The sequence below is a fragment of the Streptomyces roseus genome (genome assembly GCF_001044425.1).
Taxonomy (GTDB): Bacteria; Actinomycetota; Actinomycetes; order Streptomycetales; family Streptomycetaceae; genus Streptomyces; species Streptomyces roseus.
On record NZ_LFML01000048.1, the window covers coordinates 1 to 16,370 of the forward strand.

Annotated in this window: 16 protein-coding genes, 1 tRNA gene and 1 other RNA gene; 9 read left to right on the forward strand and 9 right to left on the reverse strand. The window is 72.4% G+C overall.

What is annotated here, in order from left to right; all coding sequences use genetic code 11:
* Both ACS04_RS12410 and ffs read right to left on the reverse strand, forming a co-directional pair.
* Window positions 1-1,022: DNA polymerase III subunit gamma and tau (locus tag ACS04_RS12410; RefSeq protein ID WP_048476626.1), on the reverse strand; the 1,022-nt coding region annotated here is incomplete at its 3' end.
* A gap of 111 nt (window positions 1,023-1,133) precedes the next feature.
* An RNA gene (gene ffs / locus ACS04_RS35785) (signal recognition particle sRNA small type) lies at window positions 1,134-1,232 on the reverse strand.
* A gap of 142 nt (window positions 1,233-1,374) precedes the next feature.
* Here ffs and ACS04_RS12415 point away from each other — a divergent pair.
* Both ACS04_RS12415 and ACS04_RS12420 read left to right on the forward strand, forming a co-directional pair.
* Window positions 1,375-1,462 (forward strand) — tRNA-Ser (locus ACS04_RS12415).
* Between the two features lie 243 nt (window positions 1,463-1,705).
* Window positions 1,706-2,110 carry a TOBE domain-containing protein gene (locus ACS04_RS12420; RefSeq protein ID WP_048476627.1) on the forward strand — a complete coding sequence of 135 codons (405 nt, stop codon included), beginning with the start codon at window positions 1,706-1,708 and terminating at the stop codon, window positions 2,108-2,110.
* A 14-nt stretch (window positions 2,111-2,124) separates the two neighbouring features.
* On the opposite strand, the gene ACS04_RS12425 is transcribed toward ACS04_RS12420, so the two are convergent.
* Entirely contained in the window at window positions 2,125-3,585 is a 1,461-nt protein-coding gene (locus tag ACS04_RS12425; RefSeq protein WP_048476628.1) for a PucR family transcriptional regulator, read from the reverse strand.
* A 287-nt stretch (window positions 3,586-3,872) separates the two neighbouring features.
* Between ACS04_RS12425 and ACS04_RS12430 the strand changes: the two genes are divergently transcribed.
* From ACS04_RS12430 to ACS04_RS12440, 3 genes are all read left to right on the forward strand, one after another.
* Window positions 3,873-4,709: an FAD binding domain-containing protein gene (locus ACS04_RS12430; protein WP_048476629.1), complete on the forward strand. Its 837-nt coding sequence runs from the start codon at window positions 3,873-3,875 to the stop codon at window positions 4,707-4,709.
* Window positions 4,706-7,498, forward strand: coding sequence for a molybdopterin-dependent oxidoreductase (locus ACS04_RS12435; protein WP_048476630.1), 2,793 nt, complete (start codon window positions 4,706-4,708; stop codon window positions 7,496-7,498). The genes ACS04_RS12430 and ACS04_RS12435 overlap by 4 nt, the downstream gene beginning before the upstream one ends.
* A gap of 80 nt (window positions 7,499-7,578) precedes the next feature.
* Window positions 7,579-8,025: a molybdopterin-dependent oxidoreductase gene (locus ACS04_RS12440; RefSeq protein ID WP_245236377.1), complete on the forward strand. Its 447-nt coding sequence runs from the start codon at window positions 7,579-7,581 to the stop codon at window positions 8,023-8,025.
* Window positions 8,026-8,102: 77 nt separating this feature from the next.
* Here the strand turns inward: ACS04_RS12440 and ACS04_RS12445 are convergent, their stop codons facing one another.
* The 3 genes from ACS04_RS12445 to ACS04_RS12455 all read right to left on the reverse strand — a co-directional run bounded on the left by ACS04_RS12445 (window position 8,103) and on the right by ACS04_RS12455 (window position 9,753).
* Entirely contained in the window at window positions 8,103-8,522 is a 420-nt protein-coding gene (locus tag ACS04_RS12445) for a TOBE domain-containing protein (RefSeq protein WP_048476632.1), read from the reverse strand.
* A 143-nt stretch (window positions 8,523-8,665) separates the two neighbouring features.
* Window positions 8,666-8,857: a DUF1059 domain-containing protein gene (locus ACS04_RS12450; RefSeq protein ID WP_048476633.1), complete on the reverse strand. Its 192-nt coding sequence runs from the start codon at window positions 8,855-8,857 to the stop codon at window positions 8,666-8,668.
* Window positions 8,858-8,934: 77 nt separating this feature from the next.
* Window positions 8,935-9,753 carry a VOC family protein gene (locus tag ACS04_RS12455; RefSeq protein ID WP_048476634.1) on the reverse strand — a complete coding sequence of 273 codons (819 nt, stop codon included), beginning with the start codon at window positions 9,751-9,753 and terminating at the stop codon, window positions 8,935-8,937.
* Window positions 9,754-9,881: 128 nt separating this feature from the next.
* On the opposite strand from ACS04_RS12455, the gene ACS04_RS12460 reads away from it, so the two are divergent.
* On the forward strand, window positions 9,882-10,538 hold the full coding sequence (locus ACS04_RS12460) for an HhH-GPD-type base excision DNA repair protein (RefSeq protein ID WP_048476635.1): 657 nt from the start codon (window positions 9,882-9,884) through the stop codon (window positions 10,536-10,538).
* Here the strand turns inward: ACS04_RS12460 and opcA are convergent.
* Window positions 10,535-11,473, reverse strand: a complete 939-nt coding sequence (gene opcA / locus ACS04_RS12465; protein ID WP_048476636.1) for a glucose-6-phosphate dehydrogenase assembly protein OpcA — start codon at window positions 11,471-11,473, stop codon at window positions 10,535-10,537. The two genes, ACS04_RS12460 and opcA, sit on opposite strands and share 4 nt — an antisense overlap.
* Window positions 11,474-11,566: 93 nt before the next feature.
* On the reverse strand, window positions 11,567-13,159 hold the full coding sequence (locus ACS04_RS12470; RefSeq protein ID WP_048476637.1) for a helicase HerA-like domain-containing protein: 1,593 nt from the start codon (window positions 13,157-13,159) through the stop codon (window positions 11,567-11,569).
* 88 nt (window positions 13,160-13,247) lie between these two features.
* On the opposite strand from ACS04_RS12470, the gene ACS04_RS12475 reads away from it, so the two are divergent.
* Window positions 13,248-13,547, forward strand: a complete 300-nt coding sequence (locus ACS04_RS12475) for a type II toxin-antitoxin system VapB family antitoxin (RefSeq protein WP_030160221.1) — start codon at window positions 13,248-13,250, stop codon at window positions 13,545-13,547.
* 152 nt (window positions 13,548-13,699) lie between these two features.
* The gene (locus ACS04_RS12480) at window positions 13,700-14,359 is read left to right on the forward strand and encodes a LytR C-terminal domain-containing protein (RefSeq protein ID WP_078864699.1); all 660 of its coding nucleotides are present in this window, start codon (window positions 13,700-13,702) and stop codon (window positions 14,357-14,359) included.
* A 91-nt stretch (window positions 14,360-14,450) separates the two neighbouring features.
* On the opposite strand, the gene upp is transcribed toward ACS04_RS12480, so the two are convergent.
* Complete coding sequence (upp, locus tag ACS04_RS12485) at window positions 14,451-15,086, reverse strand: uracil phosphoribosyltransferase (protein ID WP_030160225.1); 636 nt, start codon at window positions 15,084-15,086, stop codon at window positions 14,451-14,453.
* Between the two features lie 246 nt (window positions 15,087-15,332).
* Between upp and ACS04_RS12490 the strand changes: the two genes are divergently transcribed.
* Window positions 15,333-16,271: a universal stress protein gene (locus ACS04_RS12490; protein ID WP_048476639.1), complete on the forward strand. Its 939-nt coding sequence runs from the start codon at window positions 15,333-15,335 to the stop codon at window positions 16,269-16,271.
* The last annotated feature ends 99 nt before the right edge of the window (window positions 16,272-16,370 follow it).

Consider the following 16,370-nt stretch of genomic DNA (forward strand, 5'->3'; position numbering starts at 1 on the left):
GTGTTGACCAGGTCGGCGGCGCGGCTCAGCTCGGCGGCGCCGAACACCGACGCCTGGGCCTGCATCCGCTCCACGACATCGGCGGGGGCGTCGATGAGCCCCTTCTCCCCGGCGTCGGGCACGGCGGCCAGGATCACCAGGTCCCGCAGCCGCTCCAGCAGGTCGGCGACGAACCGGCGCGGGTCGTTGCCGCCCTCGACCACCCGGTCGACGACCTCGAAGGCGGCCGCCCCGTCACCGGCGGCGAAGGCGTCGACGACGGAGTCGAGCAGCGAGCCGTCGGTGTACCCGAGCAAGGAGGTGGCCATGGCATACGTCACACCCTCCTCGGCGGCACCGGCGAGGAGCTGGTCCATGACGGACATGGAGTCACGCACGGATCCGGCGCCGGCCCGCACGACGAGCGGCAGCACCCCGTCCTCGACCTTGGCGCCCTCGCGCCCGCAGACCTCGCCGAGGTAGTCCCGCAGCGTCCCCGGCGGGACGAGCCGGAACGGGTAGTGGTGCGTACGGGAGCGGATGGTCCCGATGACCTTCTCCGGCTCCGTGGTCGCGAAGATGAACTTGAGGTGCTCCGGCGGCTCCTCGACCACCTTCAGCAGGGCGTTGAAGCCCGCCGAGGTGACCATGTGCGCCTCGTCGATGATGTAGATCTTGTAGCGGCTGGAGGCGGGCCCGAAGAAGGCCTTCTCCCGCAGGTCACGGGCGTCGTCCACACCACCGTGCGAGGCGGCGTCGATCTCGATGACGTCGATCGAACCCGGCCCGTTGCGCGCCAGGTCCTTGCAGGACTGGCACACGCCGCAGGGCTCGGGGGTGGGACCCTGCTCACAGTTCAGGCACCGCGCCAGGATGCGCGCACTGGTGGTCTTGCCACAGCCTCGCGGACCGCTGAACAGGTACGCGTGATTGACCCGGTTGTTCCGCAGGGCCTGCATCAGGGGGACAGTGACATGCTCCTGCCCGATGACCTCGGCGAACGACTCGGGGCGGTAGCGGCGGTACAGCGCAAGGGACGACACGTCTACGAGGTTATCCGGGCCCACCGACAAAGACGTCCCGCCGGCGGCCGCGCAGGCGGTTGCCGAAGGCCCCGCAGGCCGTCACCGAAGGCCCGACAGGCCACCCCCGGAACGCAAAGCGCCCCCCACGCACCCGCCAGAGCCCACTTACCCTTGCTGCCTTCCGGCCCTGGGGGAGTTGGGTGAGATAGCGCCACGTGAGGGGCTGGGCCCCACCCTAGCGGATGAAAGCCCCCGGAATCGACCCCGCCCCCGGCCCGGACTCCGCCGGCACCCGACCAGGTGGCCGCCCGGATCCCCCGCGGACGATCACGTTCGCGAGCACCCCTCAACGTCTTGTATTGTTTGCGGCGGAGGATTCGCCTAGTGGCCTAGGGCGCACGCTTGGAAAGCGTGTTGGGGGCAACCCCTCACGAGTTCGAATCTCGTATCCTCCGCCAGTGCCTCACCGGGCACTTGAAGGCCCCGACCGGGAAACCGGCCGGGGCCTTCTGCGTTCCCTGGTCCCGGTTCCAGTCCCGGCCATGTGCGCCGTAGCCGGATGAACCACCACGTCCTGGCTTCGGTGGCCTGCCCCTCGTGCGCGGATCGATGCCGTCCCGGCCCGCTTGAGCCGGCGCGAGGCCGCGTGACCGCGGCCGCCGGGCCGGGAGGGGCAGGGGCGGCGGGGGTAGGGTGCGGGCGTGTCGTCGTACTCCATCGGGCAGGCCGCGGGGCTGCTGGGCGTGAGCGCCGAAACCGTCCGCCGCTGGGCGGACGGGGGGCGGCTGCCCGCGCGCCGTACGGCCGACGGGGCCCGCTCCTTCGACGGGGCGACGCTCGCCGCCTTCGCCAAGGCGCGGGCCTGTGATCCGCGGCCGCAGCCTCCGGCGGGCAACGGGACGGCCACCTCCGTACGGAACTCCTTCGTCGGGATCGTCACCGCGGTGCGGCTCGACGACGTGGCGGCCCAGGTGGAGATCCAGTCGGGGCCGCACCGGGTGGTGTCCTTGGTGACGCGGGAGTCGGTCGAGGAGCTCGGGATCGCGGTCGGGGCGCGCGTCACCGCCCGGGTGAAGTCCACCGAGGTGTACGTCGACGTCCCCTGACCACCCGCCGGTCTCTAGGCGCAGCGCAGCGCCGCGTAGAGGTCCAGCTTGTGGTCCAGGCGCGAGAGGTCCCGGCCCGTCAGGGTCTCCACCCGCTCGATCCGGTAGTGCACCGTGTTCACGTGCAGGTGCAGGGCCTCCGCCGTGCGGGTCCACGAGCAGTTGTTGGCCAGGAACACCTCCAGCGTCTCGCGCAGCATGCCGTCCCCGAGCGCCCCGAGCGTCCGCGTCGCGTAGACCGAGCGGACCTCCTCCGGGACTCCCGCCAACAGGGCCGACAGGGTGTCCAGTTGCTCCACCCCGCGGACCGGCGTCGCCCCGTCCGCCGCGGTCAGGGCGAAGCGGGCCTGGCCCAGCGACGCGCGCAGCTCCTCGGTGCCCGAAGCCAGGGCGCCCGCGCCGAGACGCAGGTCGGCTTCCGGGACCCCGCAGGCCCGGACCAGCGCCCAGACCGGGCGGAGCAGGCCCGGCACGTCGAGCGCCGCGTCCTGGTCCTCGTACAGGACCGCGATCGAGCGCCCCACCGCGTACGGGACGCCGTCCAGGTGGGCCAACGCCTCGGCCAGGGCGTCGCCGTCCGTCGCCGCGAGCACCCGGTACGGGCCGCCCGCCGGGAGTCCGGCCGCGGCCAGCGCCTCCTCCAGCGCCCCCGGATCCGTGACCGGCTCCTCCGCTTCGAGGAGCGCGGCCAGCTCCCGGCCGGCGGCGCGGGCCTGGTCGGCCCGCCGGGCCCGGCCCTCGCGGTACTGGGCGAAGACCTCGGCGATCTCGTGGAGCACGCGCGGGGGTGCGGCGTCCGCGTCCGGCACGTGCAGCAGCCAGGCGTCGTACGGGGTGCTCTCGGCCTCGATGCGCAGCGAGAGCCCCCCGCGCAGCGCGGCGCCGGCCGCCCGCGGGGCCGGTATGGCGGGCGCCGACGGGGTGCGGGCGACGGTACGGCCGCTCGCGGTCAGCAGGTGGCAGGCGACGTTGCCCAGGTGCGCGCAGGCCCGGTCCAGCAACTCGGCGGGACCCGCGCCGCTTTCGAGGAGGCGGCTGAGCTCGGCCCGGACGTTCTCGGGGAGGGCGAAGAGGCGGTTCGGGCGGCGGCTCAGGTCGCCCCACTGGCGCAGGTAGACCGCCTCGGTGACCGCGCGGAAGCTGGTGTGCGCGGGTACGGCCACGAGCGGCACGCGGTGGGCGCGGCAGGCGGCCACCAGCTCGTCGGGGACCCTGCCATGGGTCTCCTCGCCCGCGAGCAGGGCGGTGGCCCCGGCCTCGGCGAGCGCGGAGACGAACCGGTCCGCCTTCACCACGTCGCCGTCCGCCCACCACACCAGGCCGCTGAGCACGAGCTCGCCGGGGCCCAGGAAGCGGCGCGGGTCCTCCAGGTCGGTGGCGGTGACCCCGCTGACCTCCTGGCCGAGAAGGGCGTCCTCGCCCCACAGCAGGGTGAGGCCGAGGGTGTCGGACTGAAGCAGGTCGAGGACGTGCACGCGGGGACTCCTTGGGGTGGGTGGCAGCCCACGGTGGCCACATTCGCAAGGCGAACATGAAGAACACCATCGTAAATGCAAGGGCAAGGGTCTCATCAGCCTCTTGGTTGATCATCCAGGCAGGAGTGCCGGAGGACGGTGCCTTTCCGTGCCCGGCCACAGTCGTCCCGGCCCCGCCCCCGTTGGTTCACTGACCGGAAACGCACGGTCCCCGGAGGCCGGACCTCGGACTCCTGACCTCGGAGGCCGGACCCCGCACCCCGGAACAGAGAGGCTGGTGGCTCCCCTTGGATCTCAACACCGTGCTCGACGTGCGCGACGCACGCCGCCGCGAACCCTGGCGCCCGGGCGACGCCTGGCTGGGCGGCGGCACGTACCTCTTCTCCGAGCCCCAGCCGCACCTGCGCCGCCTGGTCGACCTCTCGCGGATGGGCTGGCCCCCACTGTCCTGGCAGCCGGACGGCGACCTCGACATCGCCGCCACCTGCACCATCACCGAGCTGTCCCGGTTCGGCCGGTCCCTGCCGGCGACCGCCGCGCCGCTGATCGAGCAGTGCTGCCGGGCCTTCCTGGCCAGCTTCAAGATCTGGAACATGGCCACCGTCGGCGGGAACCTCTGCAACGCCCTGCCGGCCGGCCCGGTCATCTCCCTCGCCGCCGCCCTCGACGCCACCGTCCTCCTCCGTGGCCAGGACGGCGCCACCCGCCGCCTCCCCGTCACCGACTTCATCCGCGGGGCCGGGGTCAAGGACCTGCGCGAGGGCGAACTGCTGCGCTGCGTCCGCGTCCCGGCCCGCTCGCTGACCCTGCGTACGGCCTTCCGGCAGGCCTCGCTCTACGGGCTCGGCCGCTCCGGCGCCCTCGTCGCCGGCACCCGCGACCCCCAGGACGGCTCGTTCACCGTCATGGTCAGCGCCGCCACCACCCGCCCCTTCCGCCTCTGGTTCGCGCTGCCGCCCACCGCCGCCGCTCTGCGCGAGGCGATCGACACCGCCGTCCGGCCGGACGAGTGGTTCGACGACATCCACGGACTGCCCGACTGGCGGCGCCACATGGCGCTGCGCCTGGCCGAGGAGATCCGCCGCGAACTCACGACGGCGTCGCCGCAGGAGGTTTCCCGATGAGCTACGAGATCGAGATCAACAAGGAGCGCTTCGACACCGAGCCCCGCGCCGGCCAGTGCCTGCGCACCTACCTGCGCGAACGCGGCTGGTTCGGCGTGAAGAAGGGCTGCGACCAGGGCGACTGCGGGGCCTGCACCGTGCACGTCGACGGGCAGCCGGTGCACAGCTGCCTCTACCCGGCCGTCCGCGCCGGGGGCCGCTCGGTCACCACCGTCGAGGGCCTCGCCGAGCCCGGCGGCGAACTCCATCCGGTCCAGCGGCAGTTCCTCGACGCCCAGGGCTTCCAGTGCGGCTTCTGCACGGCGGGCTTCCTGATGACCACCGCCGCCCTCCGGGCCGAGGAGGGCACCGCCCACGACGACGGCAAGCTCCAGGACCTCCCGCGCGCCTTCAAGGGCAACATCTGCCGCTGTACGGGCTACCGCGCCATCGAGGACGCCGTACGCGGGGTGAAGCACACCGAAACCCCCGAACAGGGCGCGGCCGTCGGCAAGTCCCTCGGCGCCCCCGCAGGCCCCCTCGTCGTCACCGGCGCCGCCCGCTACACCTTCGACGTCGAGGTGCCCGGGCTGCTCCACATGAAGCTGCTGCGCTCTCCGCACCCGCACGCCCGCGTCGTCGACATCGACATCCGCGAAGCCCTCCGGGTCCCGGGCGTGCACGCCGTCCTCACCCACCACGACGCCCCCGACCGCCTGTACTCGTCCGCCCGGCACGAGCACCCGACCGAGGACCCGATGGACACGCGCGTCCTGGACGACGTGGTCCGCTTCGTCGGGCAGCGCGTGGCGGCCGTGGTCGCCGACAGCGAGCAGGCCGCCGAGGAGGGCTGCCGCCGCGTGGTGGTCACGTACGAGGAGCTGCCGTACGTGACCGACCCGGAGGAGGCCATGCTCCCGGGCGCCCCCGTCCTCCATCCCAAGGGGCCCGAGTCGGGGATCCGCCGCGCCGGGAACAACGTGTGCGGCGAGGTCCACCGGACGATCGGCGACATGGAGGCGGGGTACGCGCAGGCGGACGTCGTCCTCGAGGAGACCTTCCGGACGCAGCGCGTCCAGCACGCCAGCCTGGAGACGCACGGCAGCGTCGCGTACTTCGAACCCAAGGAGGAGGGCGACGGCGAGCGCATCACCGTCCGCTCCTCCACCCAGGCCCCGTTCCTGACCCGGCGGGCGCTGTGCGCGCTCTACGACCTGAACGAGGACGAGGTCCGCGTCGTCGCGGGCCGCGTGGGCGGCGGGTTCGGCGGCAAGCAGGAGATGCTGACCGAGGACATCGTGGTCCTCGCCGCCCTGAAGCTGCGGCGGCCGGTGAAACTCGAATTCACCCGGGCCGAGCAGTTCTACGGGGCCACCACCCGCCACCCCTTCAAGATCACCGTCAAGATCGGCGCCAAGGCCGACGGCACGCTCACCGCCCTGCGCATGCGGGTGCTCTCCGACACCGGCGCGTACGGAAACCACGGCCCGGCCGTCATGTTCCACAGCGTCGGCGAGTCCTTCGCCGTCTACAAGGCGCCGCACAAGGAGGTGGAGGCGTACTCCGTCTACACCAACACCGTGCCGGCCGGCGCCTTCCGCGGCTACGGCCTCGGGCAGGTCCTCTTCGCCCTCGAATCGATGATGGACGAGCTCGCCCGCAAGCTGGACATGGACCCGCTCGTCCTGCGCGAGAAGAACGTCATCGGCGCGGGCGACCCCATGGTGACCCCGATCGGCCACGAGGAGGACCTGTTCATCGGCTCGTACGGGATGAAGCAGTGCATGGACGTGGTGCGCAGGGCCATCGCCGAGGACCGCAGCCACGAGGACGTCCCGCGGGGCTGGCTCACCGGGACGGGCTCGGCGGTCGCGATGATCGCGACCGGTCCGCCGGGCGGCCACTTCGCCGACGCCCGGGTCGCGCTGCTGCGCGACGGGACGTACGACATCGCCGTCGGCACGGCCGAGTTCGGCAACGGCACGACCACCGTCCACAAGCAGATCACCGCGGGCGCGCTGAACACCACGGTCGACCGGATCACCGTCCGGCAGTCCGATACGGACGTGGTCCGCCACGACACCGGCGCCTTCGGTTCGGCGGGCACGGTCGTGGCGGGCAAGGCGGTGATGCTGGCCGCCCAGTCGCTCGCGGAGCGCCTGCTGACCTTCGCGGCCCGGCACACGGGCGTCGCCCGCCACCTGTGCAGGCTGTCGGCCGAGTCCTTCGACTGCGCGGGGCGGATCGTCACGCTCAAGGAGCTGTACGAGGCCGCGTACGACACGAGCAGGCTGGAGGAGATGGCCGCGGACGGCCACTGGGGCGGATCACCGCGCTCGGTCGCCTTCAACGCGCAGTGGTTCCGCCTCGCCGTCGACCCGGACACGGGGGAGATGAGGATCCTCAGGTCCGTCCACGCGGCGGACGCGGGCAGGGTCATGAACCCGATGCAGTGCCGCGGCCAGGTGGAGGGAGGCGTGGCCCAGGCCCTGGGCGCGACGCTGTTCGAGACCGTACGGGTGGACGAGCGCGGGGAGGTGACCACGGCGGCCTTCCGCCGCTACCGGCTCCCGCAGTACGCGGACGTCCCGCGGACGGAGGTGCACTTCATGGAGACCTCCGACGCGATCGGCCCGCTGGGCGCGAAGTCGATGAGCGAGAGCCCGTTCAACCCGGTGGCGCCGGCGTTCGCCAACGCGCTGCGGGACGCCACCGGGGTGCGGTTCACGCAGCTGCCGGTGACACGCGACATCGTCTGGCGGAAGGTGAATCAGAGGTTGCGCGACCTGCAAGGGCAGAACCCACGATGAAGCCACATCTGCTGCTTGTATCAAGCCATCAACCTTGCAGATGAGGTTCCGCAATCATGGCCCCCGGGAACAATCGCCCCATGGCCAAACTCATGCTGCACGGAGATCTGGACCACCCGGCGACCCTGAGCGTCGCGGACCTGCGGGACTGGGCACAGCACCGGGCCGAGGTCACCTTCGACTGCGCGACGAACGGTCCGCAGCACCATGTCTTCGAAGGCGCGCTGCTGCGCGACGTGGTCTCGGACGCCGGGCCGTCCTTCGACGCGCGCCGGCGCAAGGACCGCAGCCGCTTCCTGCTGGCGGTCAGCGGCGGGGACGGGCACCACACCGTCCTGTCCTGGGCCGAGCTCGACGCGGACTTCGGCGACAGCGGGGTGCTGCTGGCCACCCGCCTCGACGGGGCGGACCTAGACGAGGCGGGCGCACAGCTGGTGGTCCCGTCGGACCGGTGCGGGGCGCGCTACGTCAGCGCCGTCACGCACGTGTGGTTCGGCTCGCTCTCGCCCCCGAACCTGGGCCTGTGACCGGGCGACCAGGTGACCGGGTGACCGGCTGCCTGTGGTCCTGGGGTCCGGGGGTCCGGGTCCGGGGGTCCGGGCCGTCAGGCCGTCGCGAGCGAGATCTCGGTGGCCTTGATCAGCGCGACGACGGAGGATCCGGCCGCCAGCCCGAGCGCCTCGGCCGCGTCCTTGGTGATGGCGGCGGTCAGCCCGCCGCCGTTCACGTCGACCTTGACCGAGGCCATGGCGCCGCCGGTGGCCACGTCGGAGACGGTGCCGGCCAGCTGGTTGCGAATGCTGAGCCCCTCGACGGCGCCGGTGGCCAGCGCCACCTCCGTGGCCTTGACGAGCGCCTTGACCGAGGAGCCCTCGGCGATGCCGAGGTCCTTGACGGCGTCGGAGGTGATGGCGGCCGTGACGTCCTGCCCGCCCTCCAGACGGACCTTGACCGTGGCCATGGCCTCGCCGGTGGTGACGGCGGTGACGGTACCGGCCAGCTGGTTGCGGATGCTCAGGCTCATGGGTTGTCCGACCTCTTCGGTAGTGACCTCGCGCGGTCCTGGGAGACCGCACAAGATCGGACCGTAACCACCCCGGCCCCGGCGTGCGGTCGCCCCGTCGCATCCGCCAGCCGGAACCGGCCCCCCGGCCAGCCTCTGCGGTCTCAGGCGTTCTCCGCCACCTCGGGCTTCAGCATGCCGCGCAGCGCGTCGCGGAACTCCTGGCTGTCCTCTTCACCGTGTACGGCGACGGCGTGCTGGACGGCCGCCCCCATGACTTCGTCTTCCTCACCCGCGATGGTCAGGGTGCACCCGATCTCGCTGGGGTACTCCCTGCAGTCCATGATCTTGCGCATGACGCGCCTCCCATTGGCGTTCAAGGGTTCCACTCACCACGATCCTCCGCATCGCCCCGGGGCGCGCGCGGGGGCGGCTACGCGTCCGACATCTGCGGCATCTCGCCCGACGTGTTCGTCGGGTCGATGACGGCGAACGCCGCGCCCTGCTGGTCCGTCAGGGCCGCGAAGCGGCCGAAGGGGCTGTCCATCGGGCCGAAGTGGAGGGCGCCGCCGTGCTTCTTGGCCTTGGCCACGGCCTCGTCGCAGTCCTGGACCGCGAAGTAGACCTGGATGTAGGAGGGGATCTCGGGCGGGAACTCGTCGCCCATCTTCATCCGGCCGAGGACCGGGTTGTCCTTGCCGCCGATGCTGAAGATCTTGAAGTCCATCCCGGCCGTCTCGGGGTCGTCACCGAATTCGATCTTCCGGGCCCCGTACGGGAAGACCTGCGAGAGGAACGCGTCCGCCGTGGCCGGCTCACGGGTGTAGACCTCCGCCCAGGCGTACGCGCCCGGCTCGCCGAGCTTCTCGAAGCCCCGGTGCTCGCCCGGCTGCCAGACGCCGAAGACCGCGCCGCTCGGCTCCTTGGCGATGGCCATCGTGCCGAAGGTGCCGACCTGCATCGGTTCCATCATCAGCTCGCCGCCGGCCGCCTTGATCTTCTCGGCCGTGGCCGCCGCGTCGGGCGAGGCGAAGTACAGACACCACTGCGACGGGGCCTCGGCGCCCGGCATCGGCGGTACGACGGCCGCCACGGCCTTGCCGTCCGAGTACGCCTGCGTGTAGTTGCCGTACTGGCTGGACGCCTCGCCGAAGGTCCAGCCCAGTACGTCGGAGTAGAAGGCCTTGGCGCCCTCCACGTCCGTGAACATCGCGTCCACCCAGCACGGAGCGCCCTCCGGGAACTCAGCCATGATCGATCGACTCCTGTGTCCTCAGTCTGTCCTGATGTGTGTCTTTGGTCGCTTTTCACGCGGTTCTCACGCTAGGCCCGCGGTGCGTCGCCCGCGCGGGGAGCGCCGCCGCGCGGGAGTCTGGAGCCATGGACATCACGATGCGGCTGGCCCAGCAGCCGGAGGCCGACGAGCTCTTGGGCCGCAGCCCGCTCGCCGCGCTCGTCGGCATGCTGCTCGACCAGCAGGTGCCGATGGAGTGGGCGTTCTCGGGGCCGTACACGATCGCCCGGCGGATGGGGGCCGACGATCTGGACGCCCACGCCATCGCCGCGGCCGACCCCGAGGCCTTCGCCGCGCTGCTCTCCGAGAAGCCGGCCGTGCACCGCTACCCGGGGTCGATGGCGAAGCGGGTGCAGCAGCTGTGCGCGTACCTGGTGGAGCACTACGACGGTGACGCCGAGGCCCTCTGGCGCGGCGTACGGAGCGGGGACGAGCTGCTGAAGCGGCTCAAGGAGCTGCCCGGGTTCGGCGAGCAGAAGGCCCAGATCTTCCTGGCGCTGCTGGGCAAGCAGCTCGGCGTACGCCCCACGGGGTGGCGCGAGGCGGCCGGCGGCTACGGCCCGGCGAACGTCTACCGCTCGGCGGCGGACATCACCGGGCCGGAGTCCCTGGCGAAGGTGCGGGCGCACAAACAGGAGATGAAGGCGGCCGCCAAGGCCGCCAAGACGGAGAAGCCGGAGAAGCCGGAGAAGCCCGAGGAAGAGGGGAAGGCGGAGAAGACGGGAAAGGCGGGGAAGGGCTAGGAGGCGTCCGCGGCAGTCTCCGCGGCCGGGCGCGTGCGCAGCGCCGACGCGTAGACCTCGTCCGCGTCCAGGCGGCGCAGCTCCTCCGCGATCAGCTCGGCCGTGCTGCGGATCTTCAGGGCCACCTTGCGGTCGGGGCTGCCCGGCAGGATCAGCGTGGCCAGCGCCCCGTCCGGGCGGTCCACCGTGATCTCGCCCTCCCGGGTCGCCAGCCGGACCCGCGTGATCACCGGTCCGTCCGTCGCGACCCGCTCCACCGGCACCCCGAGGCGGTCCTCCAGCCAGCGGGCCAGCAGCTCGGCGCTCGGGTTGTCGGCCTCGCTCTCCACCGCCCCGCCCTCCACCGGCAGCGGCTTCTGGTCCATCGCCGCGGCCAGCAGGGCCCGCCACGGCGTCAGCCGGGTCCAGGCGAGGTCGGTGTCGCCGGGGGCGTACGCGGCGGCCCTGCGGTCCAGTACCGCCAGCGGGTCGGCGACGGCCTCGGCGTCCGTGATCCGGCGCTGCGCCAGCGCGCCCAGCGGATCCCGCGCGGGGTCGGCGGGGGCGTCGGCCGGCCACCACACCACCACCGGCGCGTCCGGCACCAGCAGCGGGAGGACCACCGAGCCCGCCTGCCCGGTCAGCGCGCCGTGCAGGCGCAGCAGCACGATCTCCCCGGTCCCGGCGTCGGAGCCGACCCGCACCTCGGCGTCGAGCCGGGTCTGGCGGAGCTTGTGCGAGCCGCGCGAGGTGCGCTTGATGACCGCGATGATGCGGCAGGGGTGTTCGCGCGAGGCCTCCGAGGCCGCGCGGACGGCGTCGTACGCGTTCTCCTCGTCCGTGGCTATGACGAGCGTCAGCACCAGGCCCATCGTGGGGCTGCCCACGGCGCGGCGGGCGTCGAGCAGGGCTCGGTCGATCTTGCTGGACGTGGTGTCGGTCAGTTCGGTCCGCATGCGTCGAAGTCTGTCAGCGCCGACGCCCCCGGCGGCACCCCGGCGGCGGAACGGGCCGCCGGAATCCGTCACGTGGGACCCGGCGGCCCCCTGTCATCTGCGCCGTTTCGCCGTCCCGAAGACCGACCGCGAGATCTCGCGCCCCAGTTGGGTGCCGATCGACCGGGCCAGCGAGCGGAACAGCCCGCTCCCCACCACCTGCTCGGCGAGCGAGGGCTCGGGCCTGGGCGCGCCGCGCCCCGCCTTCGCCGCTTGCCTGGCCGCTTCCCCGGCCTGCTTCTCGGCTTCCGCCTCCGCGGCGGCCGCCTCCGCAGCCGCCTCGGCCGCGGCCTGCTCGGCGCTGATCTTCTCGTACGCCGACTCGCGGTCGACCGGCTGCGCGTACCGCGCGTACAGGGGCGAGGACTTCACCGCCGCGTCCAGGGCCGCCGCGTCGATCGGGCCCATCAGGGACTGCGGGGCCCGCAGCCTGGTCGCCGCGACCGGGGTCGGGGCGCCCTTCTCGCTGAGTACGGTGATCACCGCCTCGCCCGTACCGAGCCCGGTCAGCAGCCCCTCCAGGTCGTACGCGGAGTTCGGGAAGGTCTTCACCGTGGCCTTCAGCGCCTTCGCGTCGTCGGGGGTGAAGGCGCGCAGCGCGTGCTGCACCCGGTTGCCGAGCTGCGCGAGCACGTCCGCCGGCACGTCCTTGGGGGTCTGCGTCACGAAGAAGACGCCGATGCCCTTGGAGCGGATCAGCCGCACGGTCTGGGTGATGGACTCCAGGAAGGCCTTCGACGCGCCTTTGAACAGCAGGTGGGCCTCGTCGAAGAAGAAGACCAGCTTCGGCCGCTCCAGGTCGCCGACCTCCGGCAGGTCGGCGTAGAGGTCGGCCAGCAGCCACATCAGGAAGGTGGAGAAGAGCTGCGGCTTGTCCTGGACCGCCGGGAGTTCGAGGACGGAGACCAGTCCGCGCCCGTCGGCGGCGGTCCGCAGGAATTCACCGGTGTCGAACGCGGGCTCGCCGAAGAACTCCGAGGCTCCTTGCTGCTCGAACGCGGTCAGGGAGCGCAGGATCACCCCGGCCGTCACGGTGGACAGTCCGCCAATGCCCTTGAGCTCGGCTTTCCCCTGGTCGGAGACGAGGAAGGCGACGACCGCCCGCAGGTCCTTGAGGTCGATCAGCTCCAGTCCCTTGGCGTCGGCGTAATGGAAGATCAGGCCGAGCGACTGCTCCTGGGTCTGGTTGAGCTGGAGCACCTTCGACATCAGCACCGGGCCGAAGTCCGTCACGGTGGCCCGCACCGGAATGCCCGCTCCGATCCCGCCCAGCGCGTAGAACTCGCTCGGGAATCCGGTGGCCTCCCACCGCTGGCCGACTTCCGCCGCTCGCTGCGCGGTCTTCTCACTGGCCGTGCCCGGCGCCGAGATGCCGCAGACGTCCCCTTTGACGTCGGCGAGGAACACCGGGACTCCGGCCGCCGACAGCTGCTCGGCGATGAGCTGGAGCGTCTTCGTCTTGCCGGTGCCCGTGGCGCCCGCGACCAGGCCGTGGCGGTTCAGCATCGACAGCGGGATACGGATCTGGCGGTCCGGCAGGCAGGCTCCGTCCCAGAGCAGGGCACCCAGTTCGAGCGCGGGTCCGGTGAAGGCGTAACCGGCGGCGATCCGGTCGGCCGGGGACGCGGGGTCGGTGCTCTGGCTCATACATCACTCCCGAAATAGCACTGCTTGCCACTTTTGCACCGGCTTGGCAAGGCTGCGCCCGCAGGCACCGGCCCGGTAGGCTTTCCGTGTGATCTTCAAGCGCATCGGAAACGGGCGGCCGTACCCCGACCACGGCAGGGAAACCACCCGGCAGTGGGCGGATGTCGCCCCGCGCCCGGTCCGGCTCGACCAGTTGGTGACGACCAAGGGGCAGCTGGACCTCGAGACGCTGCTCGCCGAGGACTCGACGTTCTACGGGGACCTCTTCGCCCACGTCGTGAAGTGGCAGGGCGACCTGTACCTGGAAGACGGGCTGCACCGCGCCGTGCGCGCGGCCCTTCAGCAGCGCCAGGTGCTGCACGCGCGCGTACTCGAAATGGACTACTGAGGCCGAACACGCCGTAAACGAGCCCGAGAAACGCTCCTGCCCGGGCGCCCCTTGGGTTTCCGGTTCGCGGGAATTGCGCCTTTCGGGTCGGTCTTGCCCTATCAACAGATCATTTGGTGGGCATCGCGGTCGGCCGGTATTACGCTGCGCCCATGAGCATGCTCACTCCCCCCGGCATGGGCGGAAAGTACCGCGTCACGGGAGCGGCCTACCCCCGCATGAGTCGACCGCGGCGGCGCCGCCGGATCGTCCTCACCGTGCTCGGAGCAGTCCTCGGTCTGGCCCTGCTCGGCTACGGATCCGTGCAGCTCATGAACGTGTTCCGAGGCGAGGGCGGCAGCGGCAAACACCAGGCCGCGGGCAAGGACTGCGCGACCCCGAAGCCCAGGGCGGGCGCCGCGGCGGCCGCCAGCCCCGCGGCGGCCAAACCGGCCGCGGCCCTGCCCCAGCCCGGCGAGATCACGGTCAACGTCTACAACGCGACCCCGCGCGCCGGGCTCGCCAAGGCAGTCGGCGACGAGCTGAAGAAACGCGGCTTCACCATCGGCAAGGTCGGCAACGCGCCCGCCGACTTCGACAAGAAGGTCCCCGGGACGGGGATACTGCTCGGCTCGCCCAAGACCGACAAGGCCGCCTTCTCCGTACTGGGCACCCAGATCGAGGGCGACACGCAGCAGACCGACGCCCGGGAGGGCACGGACATCGACCTGATCCTCGGCGACGCCTTCAAGGAGCTCAGCCCGAAGGAGGCGGCGGACAAGGAGCTGTACCTGCTGGCCAACCCCCAGCCCGCCCCCGCCAAGACCTGCTGACCCGACGACGAGCGCACGCGAAACGGCCGGCCGCCCCCGAGGGGCGGCCGGCCGTTTCGTCCTGCGGGGTGCTGCGGGGGCCCTGCGCGTCCTACTCGGCCGAGCCGTACATGCGGTCGCCCGCGTCGCCCAGGCCCGGAACGATGTAGCCGTGCTCGTTGAGCCGTTCGTCCACCGCGGCCGTCACGACCGTCACCGGGGTGCCCGCGAGGTCGCGCTCCATGACCTCGACGCCCTCGGGCGCGGCGAGCAGCACCACGGCGGTCACGTCGTCGGCGCCGCGCTTGATCAGCTCCTGGATCGCGGCGACGAGCGTGCCGCCGGTGGCCAGCATCGGGTCGACCACGTACACCTGACGCCCGGAAAGGTCCTCCGGCATGCGCGTCGCGTACGTGGAGGCCTCCAGGGTCTCCTCGTTGCGCACCATGCCCATGAAGCCCACCTCGGCGGTCGGCAGCAGCCGCATCATGCCGTCCAGCATGCCGAGGCCGGCGCGCAGGATCGGCACGACCAGCGGGCGCGGGTGCGAGAGCTTCACGCCGGTGGTGGGCCCGACCGGCGTGACGATGTCCGCCTGCTCGGTGCGCACGTCGCGGGTGGCCTCGTACGCGAGGAGGGTCACCAGCTCGTCGGCGAGCCGGCGGAAGGTGGGGGAGTCGGTGCGCTTGTCGCGCAGGGTGGTCAGTTTGTGCGCCACCAAGGGGTGATCGACGACCTGCAAACGCACAACATCCTCCAAGGCTCAGCTGCCGGGTTTCGACCTGCGACCTGCAAAAACGGCCGCACTTTTTCGCGACCCACGGTCAAAAGGCTACGCGGTGCGCGCACCGCCGTGCGTCCGAACCCGCGCCGCCGCCCGCGGATCCGTGGCGATGCGTCCCCGATGCGTCTCCGATCCCTGCCTGATGCCTCCCCGTTCCGCAGCGGATCCCCTGCGGATGCGGCCCGCCCGGGCGCCCAGCACGCTGGACGGATGAGCAACGCACCGGTGGTCGCGGCGGTCGACGGATCCGATCACAGCCTCAAGGCCCTGGAATGGGCGCGGACCGAGGCGCTGCGCCGCGGCGCCCCGCTCGTGGTCGCGCACGTGCTGCCCGACAGCGCCCAGCTGTACGCGGCGCGCCGCTCCTCCCTCGCCGACCCCTCCCAGCCGCAGGAGCACCCCGACCCCGTCGGGGAGCACGTACGGGACCTCCTCGCGCGGGCCCCCGAACTGCCGGCCGAGGTGCGGTACGAATCGCTGGAGGGCTCCGTGCCCGAGGCCCTGCGGGTGACCGCGGAGGAAGCCCTGATGGTGGTGATGGGCTCGCGGGGGCGCGGCGGCTTCGCGGCCCTGCTGCTCGGCTCGAACAGCCGCGCGGTGGCCTCCTCGGCGGTGTGCCCGGTGGTGGTGGTCCCGCACGCGGAGCGCAGCGCCGAGGCCGGGGACGGGCCGTCCGGCGGCCGGGTGGTGCTCGGGCTGCACGCCGCCGAGACGGCGGACGACGTGGTGGCCTTCGCCTTCGAGGAAGCGGCCGCACGGGGGACCACCGTCCAGGTGGTCTCCGCGTACGCGATCCCGCCGGCGCCGGTGACGGTGGTGGACGCCCCCTTCCAGGTGATCCCGCCGGAGGGCCTGGCCGACGACGGGAACGCGGTGCCGGCGGAGCGGGAGATGCTGCGCTCCCAGACGGAGCGGCTGGCGCCGTTCCGGGCCCGCTGGCCCCAGGTGCCGGTCGAGCAGGCGGCGGCCCCGGGCGACGCGGCCGAGCGGCTGGTGACGGCCTCCCGGTCGGCGGCCCTGGTGGTGGTGGGCCGCCACCACCCGCGGCGCAGCCTCGGGTCCCTGATGATCGGCTCGGTGGCCCACGCGGTCCTGCACCACGCGCACGGTCCCGTGGCGGTCGTCCCGACCCTGCCGGACGGCGCGTAGCAACCCTCTGAGCTGCGAAGGCGCTTGGAAAGCGCTGCGAAAGGGTGGCATCAACCGCGCCAACCGGGGGAAGGTGGGCTGCGGGGGGTCTGCTTCGCG